Source organism: Streptomyces sp. PL-29, from assembly GCF_058344425.1.
In genome coordinates, this window is record NZ_CP136996.1 from 5172086 (window position 1) to 5192402 (window position 20317).

General features: G+C 71.7%; 14 protein-coding genes. 12 read left to right on the forward strand and 2 right to left on the reverse strand.

Going from position 1 to position 20317, the window contains the following annotated elements:
- The first annotated feature begins 169 nt into the window (after nt 1-169).
- From R4Z63_RS23975 to R4Z63_RS24010, 8 genes are all read left to right on the forward strand, one after another.
- On the forward strand, nt 170-1699 hold the full coding sequence (locus tag R4Z63_RS23975) for a gamma-aminobutyraldehyde dehydrogenase (protein ID WP_037928439.1): 1530 nt from the start codon (nt 170-172) through the stop codon (nt 1697-1699).
- Nucleotides 1700-1731: 32 nt separating this feature from the next.
- Nucleotides 1732-2982 carry a polyamine ABC transporter substrate-binding protein gene (locus tag R4Z63_RS23980; protein WP_384449933.1) on the forward strand — a complete coding sequence of 417 codons (1251 nt, stop codon included), beginning with the start codon at nt 1732-1734 and terminating at the stop codon, nt 2980-2982.
- Between the two features lie 84 nt (nt 2983-3066).
- A complete protein-coding gene (locus R4Z63_RS23985; RefSeq protein ID WP_384449930.1) occupies nt 3067-4233 on the forward strand; it encodes an ABC transporter ATP-binding protein in 1167 nt (388 codons plus the stop codon).
- Nucleotides 4230-5159 carry an ABC transporter permease gene (locus tag R4Z63_RS23990; protein ID WP_037928450.1) on the forward strand — a complete coding sequence of 310 codons (930 nt, stop codon included), beginning with the start codon at nt 4230-4232 and terminating at the stop codon, nt 5157-5159. The genes R4Z63_RS23985 and R4Z63_RS23990 overlap by 4 nt, the downstream gene beginning before the upstream one ends.
- Entirely contained in the window at nt 5159-5965 is an 807-nt protein-coding gene (locus R4Z63_RS23995; protein WP_384449927.1) for an ABC transporter permease, read from the forward strand. The genes R4Z63_RS23990 and R4Z63_RS23995 overlap by 1 nt, the downstream gene beginning before the upstream one ends.
- A 42-nt stretch (nt 5966-6007) precedes the next feature.
- A complete protein-coding gene (locus R4Z63_RS24000) occupies nt 6008-7426 on the forward strand; it encodes an NAD(P)/FAD-dependent oxidoreductase (RefSeq protein WP_037928456.1) in 1419 nt (472 codons plus the stop codon).
- Between the two features lie 153 nt (nt 7427-7579).
- A complete protein-coding gene (locus R4Z63_RS24005; protein ID WP_384449924.1) occupies nt 7580-8041 on the forward strand; it encodes a bifunctional DNA primase/polymerase in 462 nt (153 codons plus the stop codon).
- A gap of 86 nt (nt 8042-8127) precedes the next feature.
- On the forward strand, nt 8128-9936 hold the full coding sequence (locus R4Z63_RS24010) for a chitinase (protein WP_384449921.1): 1809 nt from the start codon (nt 8128-8130) through the stop codon (nt 9934-9936).
- Here the strand turns inward: R4Z63_RS24010 and R4Z63_RS24015 are convergent.
- Both R4Z63_RS24015 and gabT read right to left on the reverse strand, forming a co-directional pair.
- Nucleotides 9896-10681, reverse strand: a complete 786-nt coding sequence (locus R4Z63_RS24015; protein WP_384449918.1) for a phosphatase PAP2 family protein — start codon at nt 10679-10681, stop codon at nt 9896-9898. The genes R4Z63_RS24010 and R4Z63_RS24015 overlap by 41 nt on opposite strands.
- A gap of 178 nt (nt 10682-10859) precedes the next feature.
- Complete coding sequence (gabT, locus tag R4Z63_RS24020) at nt 10860-12206, reverse strand: 4-aminobutyrate--2-oxoglutarate transaminase (protein ID WP_384449915.1); 1347 nt, start codon at nt 12204-12206, stop codon at nt 10860-10862.
- Between the two features lie 247 nt (nt 12207-12453).
- Between gabT and R4Z63_RS24025 the strand changes: the two genes are divergently transcribed.
- The 4 genes from R4Z63_RS24025 (at nt 12454) to R4Z63_RS24040 (ending at nt 20244) form a co-directional block, all read left to right on the forward strand.
- Nucleotides 12454-14835 carry an ATP/GTP-binding protein gene (locus tag R4Z63_RS24025; protein WP_384449912.1) on the forward strand — a complete coding sequence of 794 codons (2382 nt, stop codon included), beginning with the start codon at nt 12454-12456 and terminating at the stop codon, nt 14833-14835.
- Between the two features lie 121 nt (nt 14836-14956).
- Nucleotides 14957-16537, forward strand: a complete 1581-nt coding sequence (locus tag R4Z63_RS24030) for a PucR family transcriptional regulator (protein WP_037928475.1) — start codon at nt 14957-14959, stop codon at nt 16535-16537.
- Between the two features lie 153 nt (nt 16538-16690).
- Nucleotides 16691-18136, forward strand: a complete 1446-nt coding sequence (locus tag R4Z63_RS24035) for an aldehyde dehydrogenase family protein (RefSeq protein WP_037928478.1) — start codon at nt 16691-16693, stop codon at nt 18134-18136.
- A 152-nt stretch (nt 18137-18288) separates the two neighbouring features.
- The gene (locus R4Z63_RS24040) at nt 18289-20244 is read left to right on the forward strand and encodes an acyl-CoA dehydrogenase family protein (protein WP_384449907.1); all 1956 of its coding nucleotides are present in this window, start codon (nt 18289-18291) and stop codon (nt 20242-20244) included.
- Nucleotides 20245-20317 lie beyond the last annotated feature (73 nt).

A 20317-nucleotide genomic window follows, 5' to 3' on the forward strand; every position in this document is an offset into this window, starting at 1 on the left:
GACACTTCGTACGGGATTTCCGGCGTGCCTGGACACATGGTCGACCGATTCCGTCGCGTAATCAAATGGCAACAACGGAATCACTTGGCCGAGGGCATCACCTCTGCCAGGATCGGCACTCAATTCGAGCTCTAGCTCGAACTGTAGCTACGGAGAGCGTGAGAGCGTGATGGGCAACCGCTTCCAGGTCAAGGACCGCTTCGCAGACGGCGCGCAGTACATCGACGGACGGCTCCGGGCCGGAACCTCCGGACGGTCACACACCGTCGTCGACCCGGCCACCGGCGAGGAGGTCCTGACCTACGAGCTGGCGAGTACCGCGGACGTCGACGAGGCCGTCGCCGCGGCCCAGCGCGCCTTCCCGGCCTGGGCCGGTGCCACCCCCGGCGAGCGGTCGGACGCCCTGCACCGGCTGGCGACCGTACTGGCCGGACAGGCCGAGGACTTCGCCCGCGCGGAGTCGCTCCAGTGCGGCAAACCGATCAAGCTGTCGACCGAGTTCGACGTCCCCGGGACCATCGACAACACCGCCTTCTTCGCGGGCGCCGCCCGGCACCTCCAGGGGCAGGCCGCCGCCGAGTACTCGGGCGACCACACCTCGTACGTACGCCGCGAGGCCATCGGCGTCATCGGCTCCATCGCCCCCTGGAACTATCCGCTCCAGATGGCTGCCTGGAAGATCCTGCCAGCGATCGCGGCGGGCAACACCATCGTGCTCAAGCCCGCCGAGCTCACCCCGCTGACCTCCCTGATGTTCGCCCAGGCGGCCAAGGAGGCGGGCCTGCCCGACGGCGTGATCAACATCGTGACCGGCGCCGGCCGTGACGCGGGGGAGCACCTGGTGGGCCACCCCGATGTCGTGATGACCTCGTTCACCGGCTCCACCGCCGTCGGCAAGCGGGTCGCGCAGATCGCCACCGCCACCGTGAAGCGCCTGCACCTGGAGCTCGGCGGCAAGGCCCCCTTCCTGGTCTTCGACGACGCCGACCTGGAGGCCGCCGCGCACGGCGCCGTCGCCGCCTCCCTGATCAACACCGGCCAGGACTGCACGGCGGCGACCCGCGCCTACGTGCAGCGCCCCCTGCACGACGCCTTCGTCGCGCGGGTCGCCGAGCTGATGGAAACCGTCCGCCTCGGTGACCCCTTCGCACCCGGTACCGACCTCGGCCCGCTGGTCTCGCACGCCCAGCGCGACCGCGTCGCCGGCTTCGTCGAGCGCGCCCGCGGCTACGCCACCGTCGTCACCGGGGGCGAGATCCCCGGTGGCGAGCTCGCCGACGGCGCGTACTACCGGCCCACCCTCATCATCGGGGCCGCCCAGGACAGCGAGGTGGTGCAGTCGGAGATCTTCGGCCCCGTCCTCGTGGTCCTGCCCTTCGACAGCGACGACGAGGGCATCGCGCTCGCCAACGACACCCCGTACGGACTCGCCGCCTCCGCCTGGAGCCGCGACCTCTACCGGGCCGGCCGTGCCACCCGCGAGATCAAGGCGGGCTGCGTGTGGGTCAACGACCACATTCCGATCATCAGCGAGATGCCCCACGGGGGCTACAAGGCCAGCGGCTTCGGAAAGGACATGTCCGCCTACTCCTTCGAGGAGTACACGCAGGTCAAGCACGTGATGTACGACAACACTGCGGTGGCCGCGAAGGACTGGCACCGCACGATCTTCGGGGACCGACAGCCGACCACCGCCTGACCAGCGGTACACCTCCCGAAAGGCCTCAGCGCATGGAGCAGTTCGAACCCGACCGCCTCTCCGAGGCGCAGCTCGCCGCGATGCGGCGCAGCCTCACCAGTGGGCGCGGCGCCCTCACCCGCCGCTCGCTGCTGCGCGCATCCGGAGTCGGAGCGCTCACCCTCGGCGGCCTGGCCACCCTCGCCGGGTGCGGCATCCCGCCCGCCAAGCGGGAGGGGGACGCAGCCCTGGCGTCCGACGACCACTCGGACCGGGAAAAGGAGATCAACTTCTCCAACTGGACCGAGTACATGGACACCAGTGAGGACGAGAAGTCCCGCCCCACACTGGAGGAGTTCACCAAGCGGACCGGGATCAAGGTCAAGTACACCGAGGACATCAACGACAACGTCGAGTTCTTCGGCAAGATCAAACCTCAGCTCGCGGCCGGCCAGGACACCGGCCGCGACCTGATCGTCGTCACCGACTGGCTCGCCGCGCGCATCATCCGCCTCGGCTGGGCCCAGAAGCTCGCCCCCTCGCACCTGCCGCATGCCTACGCCAACCTGTCCCCGCAGTTCCGCAGCCCCGACTGGGACCCGGGGCGCGCGTACAGCTACCCCTGGACCGGCATATCCACCGTCATCGCCTACAACGAGAAGGCGACCGGCGGCAAGAAGGTGGACTCCGTCACCCAGATGCTCGACGACCCCTCCCTCAAGGGGCGCGTCGGCTTCCTGACGGAGATGCGCGACAGCGTCGGCATGACCATGCTCGACCAGGGCAAGAATCCCTCCTCCTTCACGGACGCGGACTTCGACGAGGCGGTGGGCCGGCTCCAGAAGGGCGTCGACAAGAAGCAGATCCGGCGCTTCACGGGCAACGACTACACCTCCGACCTCGACAAGGGCGACCTCGCGGCCTGCCTCGCCTGGGCGGGCGACGTCATCCAGCTCCAGGCCGGCAACCCGGACATCAAGTTCGCGATCCCCGCCGCCGGCTACATCACCTCCAGCGACAACCTGCTGGTCCCCGTCAGGGCCCGGCACAAGGCCAACGCGGAGCGTCTGATCGACCACTACTACGAGCTTCCGGTCGCCGCGCAGCTCGCCGCGTACATCAGCTACGTCTGCCCCGTCGAGGGCGTGGGCGAGGAGCTCGCCAAGATTGATCCCGAGCTCGCAGAGAACACCCTGATCGTCCCGGACAAGGCGATGACCGCCAAGTCCCATGCCTTCCGCTCCCTCACCAGCGAGGAAGAGACGGCCTACGAGGAGAAGTTCGCCAAGCTCATCGGCGCCTAGCGGCTGCCCGCCGCGCCCGCGAGCCGCGGCCCGCCCCGCCTTCTCCTCCTGACCTCTTCGCCCACCCAACCCCGGGACCTCTCCATGACTGACACGACCGAAGGCGGCGACGTCCGCCTCTCCGGGATCAGCAAGCACTACGGCACCTTCACCGCCGTGCACCCGCTGGACCTCACCGTTCCCCAGGGCTCCTTCTTCGCCCTGCTCGGCGCCTCCGGCTGCGGCAAGACCACCACCCTGCGCATGATCGCGGGCCTGGAGGAGCCCTCCACGGGCACGGTCCACCTCGGCGACCGCGAGGTCACCCACCTGCCGCCCTACAAGCGCCCGGTCAACACGGTCTTCCAGAGCTACGCGCTCTTCCCGCACCTGAGCATCTTCGAGAACGTCGCCTTCGGCCTGCGCCGCCGCGGCATCACGTCCGTCAAGAAGCAGGTCGAGGAGATGCTGGAGCTGGTCCAGCTCGGCCAGTTCGCCCAGCGCAAGCCCCACCAGCTCTCCGGCGGCCAGCAGCAGCGCGTCGCCGTTGCCCGCGCCCTGATCAACCACCCCCAGGTGCTGCTCCTCGACGAGCCCCTGGGCGCCCTCGACCTCAAGCTGCGCCGCCAGATGCAGCTGGAGCTCAAGCGGATCCAGACCGAGGTCGGCATCACCTTCGTGCACGTCACGCACGACCAGGAGGAGGCCATGACCATGGCCGACACGGTCGCGGTCATGAACGGCGGCCGCGTCGAGCAGCTCGGCGCCCCCGCCGACCTCTACGAGAACCCGCGGACCACCTTCGTCGCCAACTTCCTGGGCACCTCCAACCTCATCGAGGCCGCCGTGGAGTCCGCCGGGTCCGATGTCGTCGTCTCGGCCTCCGGCACCACCCTGCGGCTGCCCGCCGCCCGATGCTCGACCACGCCCAGCGCCGGCGGGAAGCTGCTGGTCGGTGTGCGCCCGGAGAAGGTGTCCCTGGTCCCGGCCGAGGAGGAGAACGCCGTCGCGCCGGGCCGGAACAAGATCACCGGCCGGATAGCCGCCTCCTCCTTCATCGGGGTCTCCACGCAGTTCGTCGTCGACAGCCCCGTCTGCCCCGAGCTCGAGGTCTACGTCCAAAACGTCGAGCGCGACAGCCGCCTGGTGCCGGGCGCCGAGGTGGTCCTGCACTGGAACCCGGAGCACACCTTCGGACTCGACGCGGCCCAGTCCATGCTCGCGGGGACGATGGGCGACGCGGGCATCGAGACCGTCGAGGAGAGCGCGTGACCGCCACCGCCGCGCCGCCCCAGGCGCCCGCCCCCGCCGGACCCCCGGTCCACAAGCCAGCCGTGCGCAAGCGGCTGGTCCCGTACTGGCTGCTGCTGCCCGGCATCCTGTGGCTGCTGGTTTTCTTCGTGCTGCCGATGATCTACCAGGCCTCCACCTCGGTGCAGACCGGCTCCCTCGAAGAGGGCTTCGAGGTCACCTGGCACTTCCGGACGTACTGGGACGCCTTCACCGAGTACCTGCCGCAGTTCCTGCGCTCCCTGCTCTACGCGGGCACCGCCACCGCTCTGTGCCTGCTGCTCGGGTACCCGCTGGCCTACTTGATCGCCTTCAAGGCGGGCCGCTGGCGCAACCTGCTGCTGGTCCTGGTCATCGCCCCGTTCTTCACCAGCTTCCTGATCCGCACACTGGCCTGGAAGACGATCCTCGCCGACGGCGGTCCGGTGGTCGCGGGCCTCAACGCGGTCGGCTTCCTCGACGTCACCAGCTGGCTCGGCATGACCGAGGGGGAGCGGGTGCTGGCCACGCCGCTCGCGGTCGTCTGCGGCCTGACCTACAACTTCCTCCCCTTCATGATCCTGCCGCTGTACTCCTCGCTGGAGCGCATCGACACCCGCCTCCACGAGGCGGCCGGGGACCTGTACGCCCGCCCCGTCACGGTCTTCCGGAAGGTGACCTTCCCGCTCTCCATGCCCGGCGTGGTCTCCGGGACCCTGCTCACCTTCATCCCGGCGAGCGGCGACTACGTGAACGCCGAGCTGCTCGGCTCCACAGACACCCGGATGATCGGCAGCGTCATCCAGTCGCAGTACCTGCGGATCCTCGACTACCCGACGGCGGCCGCGCTGTCCTTCATTCTCATGGCGACCGTGCTGATCATGGTCACCATCTACATCCGCCGAGCGGGGACGGAGGACCTGGTCTGATGCGCACACCCCTCGCCTGGCTGCGGCGCAATCTGGTCGTGATCGCCGGACTCGGCACGCTCGCGTACATGATCCTGCCGAACGTCGTGGTCACCGTCTTCTCCTTCAACAACCCCTCCGGGCGTTTCAACTACGCCTGGCAGGAGTTCTCGCTCGACGCGTGGAAGGACCCCTGCGGCGTCGCCGACATGTGCGGCTCCCTCGGGCTCTCACTGCAGATCGCCCTGTGGTCCACGCTCGTGGCGACCGCCCTGGGCACGGCCATGGCCTTCGCGCTCGTGCGCTACCGGTTCCGGGCGCGCGGCGCGGTCAACTCGCTGATCTTCCTGCCCATGGCGATGCCGGAGATCGTGATGGCGGCCTCGCTGCTCGCGCTGTTCCTCAACATGGGCATCCAGCTGGGCTTCTGGACGATCCTGATCGCCCACATCATGTTCTGTCTCAGCTTCGTCGTCGCCGCCGTCAAGGCCCGCGTCCTGTCCATGGACCCGCGGCTGGAGGAGGCCGCCCGGGACCTCTACGCGGGGCCGGTGCAGACCTTCCTGAGGGTGACCCTGCCCATCGCGGCACCGGGCATCGCGGCGGGCGCGCTGCTCTCCTTCGCGCTCTCCTTCGACGACTTCATCATCACCAACTTCAACTCGGGCAACACCGTCACCTTCCCCATGTTCGTGTGGGGATCGGCGCAGCGCGGTACCCCCGTGCAGATCAACGTCATCGGCACGGCGATGTTCGTCATCGCGGTGTTGGTGGTCCTCGTCGGCCAGACGGTCGGCAACCGCCGCAAGAAGGCACAACCGAAGTAATTCGGAAGAGCATGTCATCAGTTCCGTAGGGAGTTGGAAGCCATGGCCCCAGTCGCCATGCGTAGTGTTGCGAAATCCCTTTCCGAAGCGAAGCCGGTCTCGTACTGGCTGGACGACCCCGGCAAGCCCGCCCCGCAGCCGGCGCTCACCTCCGACGAGCGCTGCGACCTGCTGGTCATCGGCGGCGGCTACAGCGGACTGTGGACCGCGCTGCTCGCCAAGGAGCGCGACCCCGAGCGGGACGTCGTACTGATCGAGAGCAAGGAGGCGGGCTGGGCCGCCTCCGGCCGCAACGGCGGCTTCTGCGCCGCCTCCCTCACCCATGGCCTGGGCAACGGCATCGCCCGCTGGCCCGGCGAGCTGGCGAAGCTGGAGGAGCTGGGCGCGCGCAACCTCGACGCCATCGAGGAGGCGGTCGCCCGCTACGGCATCGCATGCGACTTCGAGCGGACCGGCGAGATCGACGTCGCCACCGAGCCGCACCAGGTCGAGGAGCTGCGCGAACTGCACGAGGAGGCGCTCCGGCTGGGCCTGGCGGGCGGCTCCGAATGGCTCGACCGGGACGCCGTGCGCGCCGAGGTGGACTCCCCGACCTTCCTCGCCGGCCTCTGGGACCGCGACGGCGTCGCCATGCTCAACCCGGCGAAGCTGGCCTGGGGCCTCAAGCAGGCGTGCCTGGACCTCGGGGTGCGGGTCTACGAGAACACGCGCGGCCTGAAGCTCGCCGCGGCCGGGCGCGGGATGACCGTGCAGACCCCCTACGGCACGATCCTCGCCCGCCGGGTCGCCCTGGGGACCAACATCTTCCCGTCGCTGGTCCGCCGGATCCGCCCCTTCACCGTCCCGGTCTACGACTACGCCCTGATGAGCGAGCCGCTGGACGAGGCCCAGCTGGCCTCCGTCGGCTGGAAGAACCGCCAGGGCCTGGGTGACAGCGCCAACCAGTTCCACTACTTCCGGATCACCAAGGACAACCGGATCCTGTGGGGCGGCTACGACGCGATCTACCCGTACCGCGGCAAGCTCGACTCCGAGTACGACCACCGCCCGGAGACCTACCTCCGGCTGGCGGAGCACTTCTTCACCGCCTTCCCCCAACTGGAGGGGCTCAAGTTCAGCCACGCCTGGGGCGGTGCGATCGACACCTGCTCGCGCTTCTCCGCCTTCTTCGGGACGGCGCACTCCGGCAAGGTGGCGTACGCGGCCGGCTACACCGGCCTCGGGGTGGGCGCCACCCGCTTCGGGGCGGAGGTCATGCTCGACCTGCTCGACGGGCTCTCCACCGAGCGCACCCGGCTGGAGATGGTCCGGTCCAAGCCGATGCCGTTCCCGCCCGAACCGTTCGCCTGGACCGGCATCGCGCTCACCAAGTGGTCGCTGGCTCGGGCGGACGCCCGCGGCGGGCACCGGAACCTGTGGCTGAAGGCGATGGACAAGCTCGGCCTCGGTTTCGACAGCTGAGCCGCCCCGGTCGGAGCGCCCGGAGCGCACCGCCGCCGCCGGCCGTGTGACCCGGTTCACCACCATGGGGTGGGGAAACCCGCGTCATCGCCGGCCCCGGCCCCGCTCTCTGTGGGTGAGGACACCTCACCCACACGGAACGGAGGCCGGGCGATGACGACCCCGGGGGAGAAGGCAGCGGTGGCATGGCTGGCGTCGGCGGCGCCGGATCCCGACGCCAGCCGAAGGGCATGGGAGCGCAACCCCCTCGGGGTCGCACTGCTGCCCGCGGGACGGCTCTGGGACGTACTGATCCTGCCGGGGGAGCTGGGGCGGGCCACCCTCGGCGTACTCGATCCGGCGGCCGGACGGCCCGGCCCGGTGCTCGCCGACTTCGGCGCATCGCGGCTGGGCTTCTTCGTGCCCCCGGGCACCGCCTCCCACTGGATCGGTACGGGCGTACGGGGAGTCGGGCACGGGGCGTGGATCGTGGTCCCCCACCCGGGCCGGGCGACCGGGGGAGTGCGCTGGGCGGTGCCCCCGGACGGCCGGGGGACCCTCACGGACCCGGTCCTGCTGGAGCTCGCCATGCACGAGGCGGCCGCACGCGGGAGGGAGAAAGCCCGGAACCGTTGACAACGGGATTGGTCTGGACCAGGTTGGGTGCCGCTGTTCCCGTTCGCAGCAGCCTGGCTCCATCCCCCCATGTTCTGGAGGCAGTTGTGCGCAGAGCCTGGTCCTTCCTCACGGCCGCCGCCCTCGCGGCGGCCGGTTTCCTCGCCGCGGGCCCGCCGGCCGCGGCCTCGGACGCCGACCTCGTCCGCAACGGCGGCTTCGAAGCCGGACTCGACGGCTGGAACTGCTCGGCCGGCAGCGGCACGGCCGTCAGCACCCCCGTCCACGGCGGCACCTCTGCCCTCCGGGCCACCCCGACGGGGCAGGACAACGCCCGCTGCTCCCAGACCGTCACCGTCAAGCCGGACTCCACGTACACGCTCGGCGCCTGGCTGCAGGGCGCGTACGTCTACCTCGGCGCGACCGGGACCGGCACCACCGACGTATCGACCTGGACGCAGAGCCCCGGCGCCTGGAAGCAGCTGACGGCCACCTTCCGCACCGGCCCGTCCACCACCTCGGTGACCGTCCACACCCACGGCTGGTACGGCCAGCCCGCCCATGTCACCGACGACGTCACCCTGGTCGGACCCGATCCCGGAGGCCCCGGCCAGCCCCTGCCACCGGCCGCCCCCACCGGCCTGACCGCCTCGGCGACCTCGGCGACCTCGGTCCGGCTGTCCTGGGCGGCGGTGGCCGGCGCCACCTCGTACACCGTCCACCGGGACGGTGCCGCGCCCCTCCCGGCAGCCGCCGCCACGGCGGCGGTGACCGGCCTCGCCGCCTCCACCACCTACACCTTCCGGGTCCGCGCGGTGAACGCGTCGGGGGAGTCCCCGCTCAGCGCGCCCGTCTCCGTGACGACGGGCAGCGGCGGAGGCGGGGGCGGCGAGCTCCCCGAGCACGCGCTCGTCGGCTACCTGCACACGAGCTTCGCCAACGGCGCCGGCCATGTCCGCATGGCCGACGTGCCCTCCTCCTGGGACGTCATCAACCTCGCCTTCGGCGAACCGACCTCGGTGACCTCCGGCGACATCCGCTTCCGCCTCTGCCCGGTCGCGGAATGCCCGAACGTCGAATCCCCGGAGGAGTTCAAGGCGGCGGTCAGGGCCAAGCAAGCCGCGGGCAAGAAGGTGCTGATCTCCATCGGCGGGCAGGACGGCCAGGTCCAGCTCCCGACCGTCGCCGCCCGCGACACCTTCGTCTCCTCCGTCGGCAAGATCATCGACGAGTACGGGCTCGACGGGCTGGACATCGACTTCGAGGGCCACTCCCTCTCCCTGGCCTCCGGCGACACGGACTTCCGCAACCCCACCACCCCGGGGATCGTCCACCTGATCTCCGCCGTCAAGGCCCTGAAGGCCCGCTACGGCCCCGGCTTCGTCCTCACCATGGCCCCGGAGACCTTCTTCGTTCAGCTCGGCTACCAGTTCTACGGCTCGGGCCCCTGGGGCGGCCAGGACCCGCGCGCCGGCGCCTACCTGCCGGTCATCCACGCCCTGCGCGACGACCTCACCCTGCTCCACGTCCAGGACTACAACTCCGGCCCGATCATGGGCCTCGACAACCAGTACCACTCCATGGGCGGCGCGGACTTCCACATCGCCATGACCGACATGCTGCTCACCGGCTTCCCGGTCGCCGGCGACGCCTCCCGCTTCTTCCCCGCCCTGCGCCCCGACCAGGTCGCCATCGGACTGCCCGCCACCACCCACGCGGGCAACGGCCACACCCCGCCGGCCGAGGTGGCCAAGGCGCTGAACTGCCTGACCAAGAAGACCGACTGCGGGACCTACCCGACCCACGGCACCTGGCCCGGCCTGCGCGGCCTGATGACCTGGTCGGTCAACTGGGACCGCTTCGGGGGCTGGGAGTTCAGCCGGAACTTCGACGCGTACTACGGCAGGACCGGCTGACCGCCAGCAGCAACGGCGTGCAGAGCAGCAGGCTGGCCGCGACGTCCAGCGGCCAGTGGAACCCCCGCAGCACCAGCCCGGTGGCCGTCGCCCCCGTCAGCACGAGGGCGGCGGCCGCAGGCCACCGCCGACGCGTGTACGGCCGCAGGAGCAGGGCCGCGCCCGCGTACGCCACGAAGGCCGTCGCGGTGTGCCCGGAGGGGAAGTAGCCGGCGGCCCACGGCTCCAGGGGCCCGGGTCGGGCGGTCCACTCCTTCAGCGGGACGACGAGCGCCGGCACCAGGGCCATCGCCGCCACCGCGGCCGCGGCGCCGCGGCGGTTCCCGCGCCGGGCGGCGTACCCGGCGGCGAGGAGCAGTACCGGCAGCGCGACCGGAATGTTCCCCAGGTCGGAGAGTGCTTCGGTGACCGGATCGGGGACGGTGCGCACGAGCGCGCCGCTGAGGCGGGCGTCCCAGGACAGCAGGGGGCCCCGCACCAGGACCTGCCAGGTGACCAGGGCGAGGAGGAGCGCGCAGAGCGCGGAGGCGGCGAGTACGCCGAGAAGGGTGGCCGGCCGTCCCGGAACAGGGGGGATGGTTCCGGGACGGCCGCCCGGACCGGGTTGCCGCACGCCCCGGGGGGTTTGGGGCGGTCGGCCGTCCGATCGGCGAGGAGTGTGCGCGAACGCATGCCCGGTACGGCGCTGGGGAAGCCCGGTACCGGAATCGCCCCCGGTCTCCCGGGAGCGGGCTGTCTCACTCATCTGCAGAAACCGTACGGCAGTGGAAGGGGGACCGACAGCGGGAACGCGCTCCCGCCATCGGCCCCCCACAGCTTCTTCACAGCGTCCGCCCGTTACCGTCGGTATTCGGGCGTGCGCCGCGCTCGTACGTTCCCCACGTTCGAGTGGGGCGGTCCGCAGGCCGCGTCTCGACCGTGGCTCAGATGTCCGTGCCGATGGCCGCGAACGCGGCCTCGATCAGGTCCAGGCCCTCGTTCAGCAGGTCCTCGCCGATGACGAGCGGCGGGAGGAAGCGGAGCACGTTGCCGTAGGTGCCGCAGGTGAGGACGAGCAGGCCCTCGGCGTGGCAGGCCTTGGCGAGCGCGCCGGCCGCCTCCGGGAACGGGGTCTTGGAGACCGGGTCCTTGACCAGCTCGATGGCGATCATGGCGCCGCGGCCGCGGATGTCGCCGATGATCTCGTACTTCTCCTGCATGGCCGACAGGCGGGCCTTCATGACGGACTCGATCTTCTTCGCCTTGGCGTTGAGGTCGAGCTCCTTCATGGTTTCGATGGAGCCGAGCGCACCGGCGCATGCCACCGGGTTGCCGCCGTAGGTGCCGCCCAGGCCGCCCGCGTGGGCGGCGTCCATGATCTCGGCGCGGCCGGTCACGGCGGCGAGCGGCAGGCCGCCCGCGATGCCCTTGGCGGTGGTGATCAGGTCCGGGACGATGCCCTCGTCCTCGCACGCGAACCACTGACCGGTGCGGCAGAAGCCGGACTGGATCTCGTCGGCGACGAAGACGATGCCGTTCTCGTTGGCGAACTTCACGATCGCCGGCAGGAAGCCCTTGGCCGGCTCGATGAAGCCGCCCTCGCCGAGGACCGGCTCGATGATGATCGCGGCGACGTTCTCGGCGCCGATCTGCTTGGTGATCTGGTCGATTGCCTGGGCGGCGGCCTCGGGGCCGCAGTTCTCGGCACCGGTGGGCCAGCGGTAGCCGTAGGCGACCGGGACGCGGTAGACCTCGGGGGCGAACGGGCCGAAACCGTGCTTGTACGGCATGTTCTTCGCGGTCAGCGCCATGGTGAGGTTCGTCCGGCCGTGGTAGCCGTGGTCGAAGACGACGACGGCCTGGCGCTTGGTGTACGAACGGGCGATCTTGACGGCGTTCTCGACGGCCTCGGCGCCGGAGTTGAACAGGGCCGACTTCTTGGCGTGGTCGCCCGGGGTCAGCTCGGCGAGGGCCTCGCAGACCTCGACGTAGCCTTCGTAGGGCGTGACCATGAAGCAGGTGTGGGTGAATTCGGCGAGCTGCGCGGAGGCGCGGCGCACGACGGCCTCGGCGGACGCGCCGACCGAGGTCACGGCGATGCCGGAGCCGAAGTCGATCAGCTGGTTGCCGTCGACGTCCTGGATGATGCCGCCACCCGCGCGGGCCGTGAAGACGGGCAGCACGGAGCCCACGCCGCCGGCCACCGTCTGCAGGCGGCGGGCCTGCAGCTCCTGCGACTTGGGGCCGGGGATCGCGGTGACGATCTTGCGCTCCTGCGGGACAGCGGTCATAGAGGGCTCCTGGGGGTGTTTTCGGACGCACTTGTGTCTTTGTCCGCAGGCTAGGCCCGGGGGCGGGGGTCCTGCATGCTCCGTTCGGTAGTGATCTCGGCGTGTCCTTGTCCGCGACGGACATAGGAAGGGGGCGGGACGTGTCTGGTGGATCGGGACCGGGTAAGGGCGCAGCACGCCCCCAAGCCCCGGGCCGGGCACTAGATTGAGCGCCGCAGGGCAAGGGATGGGCAGGGGGCAGGGGTTCATGGACACCGAGGGCACGTATGACGGACAGGTGACCCGCGCGGGTCACGTACCGAGGCCTGCCGCATCCCCCGAACACCCTCCGAAACCCCGCCACGCCCCGGGCGGCGCCCCCGCAGGGACGCCGGCTCTCGCCGAGTGGATCAGCACCCCGCGCCCGGCCGCCGAGGCGGGCGTATGGCGCTACGGCCACACCCCACGGGTGGCGGTGGAGCCCGAGCGGACGCCCGACCGGGCCCTGGTGAGCGGCGCGCTCATCTCCTTCCTGGGGTGCGTCCTCGTCTGGTCCCTCATGCGCAACACCTACATCCCCTTCTGGGACACACCGCTCAAACTGTTCACGCCCGACAGCTGGTGGGCCGCGAACGGCGAACCCGTCGCCGAGACGGGTGGCGTGCAGGCCAAGCCGATCTACGAGCTGCTCTTCGACTCGGCGCTCCTCTACGGCTTCGGCCGACTGGGCAACTGGCCGACCGTCTGGACGCGCCTGGTCGTCGCGCGGGGCCCTGGCGTGCGGGCCCTCGCGGTGGTTCCCCTCGCCTACGTGACGATCCTCCTCGTGCACCACTACCAGCTGCCCGTCCGGCAGCTGGTGGAGGGCTTCCTCAGCTTCGACGGTGATCCGGTGGCCAACCGGGCCCTCGTGGACACCGCCCGAACCGTGATCGACGTGGTCCTCGTCGTGGCTTTCGCCCTCCTCGGTGGCGCGGTGGGCCTCATTCGCCGCCTTGCAGGTGCCAGCGGCGTGGCGGGACCGGCGGTCGAGGACCGGCCGCACCCGAACGCCCCCCGGCCCGGCGGGGAGGACGATCCCGTGCGATGGCCGCAGCTGCGGGCCGCCGGGCTGGCGGAGGCGGCCGACCGGCTTGAGGGGGAGGCCGGGGGCGGGCGGATGAACGACGTGGACTACGCCCGCATCCGCCGGGCCTGGGACTCCGTGCGGGTCGATCCTTCCCGCATGCGGGCCTTCGCCGACTCCGTCCGCGACAAGGGCGCCGGGGCCTGCGTGCACCCCTCCGGCGACCGGGACCTGCCCGTGCGGGCCGCCCGGCACGACCTGCTGGCCCGGCAGGTGTTGCTCGGCACCGTGGAGGACGGGGTCCGCAACCCGTACGCCCGCCGCGGCACCTCCCTGGCGCTCGACCCGGACGTGCTCGGCACCTCCCTGCTCGCCGTCGGCCCGTCCGGCACCGGCAAGACCCGGCACCTGGTGCGGCCCGTCGTGGAGTCCCTCGCGCTCCAGGCGCTGGCCGGCCAGGCCGCCGTCGTCGCCGTCGGCGCGGCCGGCGCCCAGCTCGGGCCCGACGACGCCTACGACGTCGTCGTCCGGGTCGGCGACCCCGCCTCGGTGTACGACCTCGACCTCTACGGCGGCGCCACCGATCCCGACGAGGCCGCCACCCTGCTCGCCGAGGCGTTCGTCGGGGACGTCCCCGGGATCGACGTACGCCGGGCCGCGACCGCCCTCGCCCAGCTGCTCGGGCCGTTCCGCGCGGCGTACGACCGCTTCCCGACGGTGCCCGAACTGCGCGAGCTGCTCGACCAGGTCCCGGCCGCCTTCGACGCGCTGCGCCGCGAGCTCGCCGCCGACGGCGCGGCCCGGCACACCATGCTGCGCGAGCTCGACGCCCGCGCCCGCCAGCACGGGGCGCACGGGGACCCCGGTCCGGCCCTCGCCGACCGGGTGGCGCTGCTGGACCGGCCCGCCTTCGCCGGCTTCTTCGACACCACGGGCCACGGCCGGCCGTTCTCGCTGCGCGCCCTGGAACACCCGATCCGGGTCCGCGTGGATCTGCCCGAACGCGGGCACGCCGACGCCTCCCGGATGCTGGCCAGGCTGCTGCTCGCCCAGTTCAACGCCGCCGCGGCCGCCCGCGCCGACCGCTCCCTCTTCGCGTTCCTCGCCTTCGACGACGCCTCGCACACGTTGACCGCCGAGACCGTGCGCGGCGTGCAGCGGCTGCGCTCGGCGCACGCGGGCGTCCTGCTCACCCTGCGCTCGCTGGACGACGTACCGGAGCCGCTGCGCACCCCCCTGCTCGGGGCGGTCGGCTGCCGGATGGCCTTCTCCGGGGTCACCACCTGGGACGGCAAGCGCTTCGCCGAGGCCTGGGGCACCGAGTGGGTGGAGACGCGCGACGTCACCCACCGCACGGTCTTCGCCGACCAGCCGCTGACCCGGGCCATCCACGCCTTCCGCAAGCTCGTCACCGGCAAGGCGGTCACCACGGACGCGGTGACCGTGCGGCAGGTGGAACGGGAGCGGTGGTCGGCCTCGGACCTGGCGCACGCCGTGCCACCGGGACACGCGGTGCTCTCGCTCACCTCCGTACAGGGGGAGCGGGCGGCCCCGCTGCTGGTCCGGCTGTCCGGAACGGCCTGACCCGCGCCCCGACCCGTACGAGGTGGCAGAATCGAGGGGAGTCGTTCGTACGACACGGCGAAAAGGCGTCGACGGCTCCCGCGTTCCCGCCGTCCCCTCCCGCTAAGGCTCCTGGTAACCGATGCCGCTGACCCTCGCCTCCCTCGTCCAGCACTCGGCGCTCAAGCTCGGCGTCCGGGCGGGGGAGAACCGCCTGGACACCCCCGTGCGCTGGGCCCACGTCAGCGAACTCGCCGATCCCGTCCCCTATATGGAGGGCGGCGAACTGCTCCTGATCACGGCGATGAAGCTGGACGCCGACGACCCGCACGAGATGCGGGCCTACGTGCGCCGCCTCGCCGCGGCCGGAGTGGTCGGCATCGGCTTCGCGATCGGCGTCAACTACGAGGCGGTCCCCCAGGCGCTGGTCGAAGCGGCGCGGGCCGAGGACATGCCGCTGCTGGAGGTGCCGCGCCGGACGCCGTTCCTCGCCATCAGCAAGGCCGTCTCCGCGGCGCTCGCGGCCGACCAGTACCGGGCGGTGACCGCCGGTTTCGAGGCGCAGCGCGAACTGACCCGCGCCGCGCTCTCCGTCGACGGCCCCGCCGAACTGCTCGCGAAGCTCGCCGCGCACGTGCACGGCTGGGCGGCCCTCTACGACGCCTCCGGAGCGGTCGTGGCGGCCGCCCCCGACTGGGCGGCGCGCCGCGCCGCCCGGCTGACCCCGGACGTGGAGCGGCTGCGGGAACGCCCCGCACCCGCGAGCGCCGTGGTGGGAGGCTCCGAGGACCGCGTCGAGCTCCAGTCCCTGGGCACCGGCCGGCGGGCCCGGGGCGCGCTCGCCGTCGGCACGGGGGCCCCGCTGGGCACGGCCGAGAGGTACGCCGTCCACTCCGCGGTCGCGCTGCTGACGCTCACCACCGAGCGCTCACGCTCGCTGCACGACGCCGAGTCCCGGCTGGGGGCGGCGGTGCTGCGGATGCTGCTGGCCGACGAGCCGGACCACGCCCGGGCGGTGGCGGGCGACCTGTACGGGTCGCTGCTGGACGCGCCGTTCCGGCTGGTCGTGGCCGAGCCCGCGCTGGGGGGCACGGCGCGGCCGGAGGGCCTGGCGTTGCTGGCCGACGCGGTGGAGTCCGCCGCCGCCCGCACCGGGGAGGCGCTGCTGGTGGTACCGGAGCCCGGGCGGCTGGTGGTCCTCGCCGCCGACGCCGGCGCGGCCGTACGGGCGTGCACCGTCCACGCGGAGGCCCTGGAGGCCCGGCGCGGCCGCGACGCGGCCGGACCGGAGCCGGACGAACTGGTGGTCGGGCTTTCCGCACCCGCCGGGCCGGGCGGCGTCGCGGCCGCCCTGAAGCAGGCCGACCAGGCCCTCGCGGTGGCCCGTCGGCGCGGCCGCCCGCTGGTGGAGCACGAGGACATGGCGACGGGCTCGGTCCTGCCGCTACTGGCCGACGACGCCGTGCGGGCCTTCGCGGACGGCACCCTGCGTGCGCTGCGGGAGCACGACGCGACGGGCCGCGGGGACCTGGTGGCCTCCCTGCAGGCCTGGCTTTCCCGCCACGGCCAGTGGGACGCGGCCGCGGCCGACCTCGGCGTGCACCGGCACACCCTGCGCTACCGGATGAAGCGGGTCGAGGAGATCCTCGGCCGTTCCCTGGAGGACCCGGACGTCCGCATGGAACTGTGGCTCGCCCTCAAGGCCACCTCCACCCCGAGCTAAGGACCCGCATGGAGCCCGGCCGGGTGCGACAGTGACAAACCGGCGCGACCCCGGCGACCGGTACTACACGCCGGACAAACGCCGAATCCCCCGCGGAGTCCTACGGTGGAGGGGTCAGGACCCACCGCACACTTCCGAAGGGCCGGGATTCGCATGACTTCCACCCACGCCTTCTGGCTCGCCGGCCGCCAGGCCACCGGCGAGGACAGCTTCGACGTCCACTCCCCGTGGGACGGTCGACTGGTCGCCGCCGTCAGCGTGCCCACCGACGAGCAGGTCGAGGAGGCCGTGGCCGCGGCGTACGCCGTGACGGCGGAGTTCTCCGCAACCCCCGCCCACGTACGGGCCGCCGCCCTGGACCACGTCTCCAAGCGGCTCATCGAGCGCACCGAGGAGATCGCCCAGCTGATCTCCGCCGAGAACGGCAAGCCCGTCAAGTGGGCCCGCGGCGAGGTCGGCCGTGCGGTGTCCGTGTTCCGTTTCGCCGCGGAGGAGGCCCGCCGCTTCAACGGCGGCGAGGCCCAGCGCCTGGACACCGACGCCGGCGGTGTCGGTCGCCTCGCGCTGACCCGCCGCTTCGTCAAGGGCCCGGTCCTCGGCATCGCGCCGTTCAACTTCCCGCTGAACCTGTGCGCCCACAAGGTCGCCCCGGCCATCGCCGTCGGCGCGCCGATCATCCTCAAGCCGGCCCCGGCCACGCCGCTGTCCGGCCTGATCCTGGGCGAGCTGCTCGCCGAGACCGACCTCCCGGCCGGCTCCTGGTCGGTCCTGCCGGTCGCGAACGACAAGATGCCCGCCCTGGTGAAGGACGAGCGCCTCCCCGTCATCTCCTTCACCGGTTCCGACACCGTCGGGTACGCCATCCAGCAGTCGGTGCCCCACAAGCACTGCACCCTGGAGCTCGGCGGCAACGCCGCGGCCGTGGTCCTGGACGACTGGTCCTCCGAGGCGGACCTCGACTGGGCCGCGACCCGTATCGCGACCTTCTCGAACTACCAGGCCGGCCAGTCCTGCATCTCCGTACAGCGGGTCATCGCCGACGCCTCCGTCTACGACCGCCTCGTCGAGAAGGTCGTTGCGAAGGTCCAGGCCCAGGTCACCGGCGACCCCGGCGACGACGCCACCGACGTCGGCCCGCTCGTCTCCGAGGCCGCGGCCCAGCGCGTCGAGTCCTGGGTCGACGAGGCCGTCTCGGCCGGTGCCAAGCTGCTCACCGGCGGCAAGCGCGAAGGCGCCTCCTACGAGCCCACCGTCCTCGCGAACGTCCCCGACGGCGTCAAGCTCGCCACCGAGGAGGTCTTCGGCCCGGTCCTGACCCTGCTGCGGGTCGAGAACACCGACGAGGCCTTCGCCGCGGTGAATGACTCGAAGTTCGGTCTGCAGGCCGGTGTCTTCACGCACGACGTCCAGACCGCGTTCCGCGCTCACCGCGAGCTCGAGGTCGGCGGCGTGATCATCGGCGACGCGCCGTCCTACCGCGCCGACCAGATGCCGTACGGCGGCGTCAAGCAGTCCGGTGTGGGCCGCGAGGGCGTCCGCTATGCGATGGACGACTACACGTACGAGCGAGTCCTGGTCCTGACCGGCCTCGACATCTGATCTCGTACCGCCGAAAAGCCGACGGCCGGAGCCTACTGTGCGGGGGCTCCGGCCGTCCCCCTTTTCCATTCCGCGCACTTTGGGTACGACTCACAGGCAGCACCGGCCAGGAGGCCGGTACCCCCGACTCCAGCGGCGAGGTGAGTCCCCTCATGTCCGCAACACAGCCCGTACAGCCCAGCGGCACCCAGCCCAAGGTGACCGAGCGCGAGGCACGACAGGTCGCGGAAGCGGCCCGGGAGCAGGATTGGCGTAAACCCAGTTTCGCCAAGGAGCTCTTCCTGGGACGGTTCCGGCTCGACCTGATCCATCCCCACCCGCTCCCCGCCGAAGAGGACGTCCGCCGGGGCGAGGCCTTTCTCGCCCGGCTGCGCGAGTTCTGCGAGACCCGTGTCGACGGCGCGCTCATCGAGCGCGAGGCGAAGATCCCGGACGAGACCGTGCGAGGGCTCAAGGAGCTCGGCGCCCTCGGGATGAAGATCGACCCCAAGTACGGGGGGCTCGGCCTCACCCAGGTGTACTACAACAAGGCGCTCGCTCTGGTCGGCTCGGTCAGCCCGGCCATCGGGGCCCTGCTCTCCGCTCACCAGTCGATCGGCGTGCCCCAGCCCCTGAAGATGTTCGGCACGCAGGCGCAGAAGGACGCCTACCTGCCGCGCTGCGCCACCACCGCCATCAGCGCCTTCCTGCTCACCGAGCCCGACGTGGGTTCCGACCCGGCGCGCCTGGCCACCACCGCGGTCCCGGACGGCGACGACTACGTCCTCGACGGGGTGAAGCTGTGGACCACCAACGGGGTCGTCGCGGACCTGCTCGTGGTCATGGCCCGGGTGCCGAAGTCGGAGAACCACCGCGGCGGGATCACCGCCTTCGTCGTCGAGGCGGACTCGCCCGGCATCACCGTCGAGCATCGCAACGCCTTCATGGGCCTGCGCGGCCTGGAGAACGGCGTCACCCGCTTCCACCGGGTACGTGTCCCCGCCGACCAGCGCATCGGCGCCGAGGGCGCCGGGCTCAAGATCGCCCTCACCACGCTCAACACCGGCCGGCTCTCCCTGCCCGCCATGTGCGTCGGCGCCGGCAAGTGGTGCCTGAAGATCGCCCGTGAATGGTCCGGCGTACGCGAGCAATGGGGCCGGCCGGTCGCCCGGCACGAGGCGGTCGGCGCCAAGATCTCCTTCATCGCCGCCACCACCTTCGCCCTCGAAGCGGTCGTCGACCTCGCCTCCCAGATGGCCGACGAGGACCGCAACGACATCCGCATCGAAGCCGCCCTCGCCAAGCTCTACGGTTCCGAGATGGCCTGCCTGATGGCCGACGAGCTGGTCCAGATCCGCGGCGGACGCGGCTTCGAGACGGCCGAGTCCCTGGCCGCCCGGGGCGAGCGTGCCGTCCCCGCCGAGCAGCTGCTCCGCGACCTGCGCATCAACCGGATCTTCGAGGGCTCGACGGAGATCATGCACCTGCTGATCGCCCGCGAGGCCGTCGACGCCCACCTGTCGGTGGCCGGCGACCTCATCGACCCCGAGAAGGCACTCGGCGACAAGGCCAGGGCCGGTGCCCGCGCCGCCGGCTTCTACGCCCGCTGGCTGCCCCGGCTGGCCACCGGACCCGGCCACGTCCCCGGCACCTACCGGGCCTTCCACCCCGCGGGCCACCCCGACCTCTCCACCCACCTGCGCCACGTGGAGCGCAGCGCCCGCAAACTCGCCCGGTCCACCTTCTACGCCATGTCCCGCTGGCAGGGCCGCATGGAGACCAAGCAGGGCTTCCTCGGCCGGATCGTCGACATCGGAGCCGAGCTCTTCGCGATGAGCGCGGCCTGCGTCCGGGCCGAGCACCTGCGCGCCTCGGGCGAGCACGGCCGCGAGGCGTACCAGCTCGCCGACGCCTTCTGCGAGCAGTCCCGGCTGCGCGTCGAGGAGCTCTTCGGGCGGCTCTGGTCCAACACCGACGACCTCGACCGCAAGGTGGTCGCCGGAGTCCTGTCCGGGACCTACGCCTGGCTGGAGGAGGGCGTCCTCGATCCCTCGGACGACGGCCCCTGGATCGCGGACGCCGCCCCCGGACCCTCGAACCGGAAAAACGTGCACCGCCCCATCCGCTGACCTGCGATCATCGCCGCACGTCGGACAGACGTACGAGGATGGGTACGCGTGCGGATCCGGCACGCGTACGCGC

What these genes read in the sequence shown, in the direction of transcription:
- R4Z63_RS23980 (WP_384449933.1), top strand. Translation starts at nt 1,732, where the DNA reads ATGGAGCAGTTCGAACCCGACCGCCTCTCCGAGGCGCAGCTCGCCGCG.
- gabT (WP_384449915.1), bottom strand. Translation starts at nt 12,206, where the DNA reads ATGACCGCTGTCCCGCAGGAGCGCAAGATCGTCACCGCGATCCCCGGC.
- R4Z63_RS23985 (WP_384449930.1), top strand. Translation starts at nt 3,067, where the DNA reads ATGACTGACACGACCGAAGGCGGCGACGTCCGCCTCTCCGGGATCAGC.
- R4Z63_RS23995 (WP_384449927.1), top strand. Translation starts at nt 5,159, where the DNA reads ATGCGCACACCCCTCGCCTGGCTGCGGCGCAATCTGGTCGTGATCGCC.
- R4Z63_RS24025 (WP_384449912.1), top strand. Translation starts at nt 12,454, where the DNA reads ATGGACACCGAGGGCACGTATGACGGACAGGTGACCCGCGCGGGTCAC.
- R4Z63_RS24040 (WP_384449907.1), top strand. Translation starts at nt 18,289, where the DNA reads ATGTCCGCAACACAGCCCGTACAGCCCAGCGGCACCCAGCCCAAGGTG.
- R4Z63_RS23975 (WP_037928439.1), top strand. Translation starts at nt 170, where the DNA reads ATGGGCAACCGCTTCCAGGTCAAGGACCGCTTCGCAGACGGCGCGCAG.
- R4Z63_RS24000 (WP_037928456.1), top strand. Translation starts at nt 6,008, where the DNA reads ATGGCCCCAGTCGCCATGCGTAGTGTTGCGAAATCCCTTTCCGAAGCG.
- R4Z63_RS24035 (WP_037928478.1), top strand. Translation starts at nt 16,691, where the DNA reads ATGACTTCCACCCACGCCTTCTGGCTCGCCGGCCGCCAGGCCACCGGC.
- R4Z63_RS24015 (WP_384449918.1), bottom strand. Translation starts at nt 10,681, where the DNA reads ATGAGTGAGACAGCCCGCTCCCGGGAGACCGGGGGCGATTCCGGTACC.
- R4Z63_RS24030 (WP_037928475.1), top strand. Translation starts at nt 14,957, where the DNA reads ATGCCGCTGACCCTCGCCTCCCTCGTCCAGCACTCGGCGCTCAAGCTC.
- R4Z63_RS24005 (WP_384449924.1), top strand. Translation starts at nt 7,580, where the DNA reads ATGACGACCCCGGGGGAGAAGGCAGCGGTGGCATGGCTGGCGTCGGCG.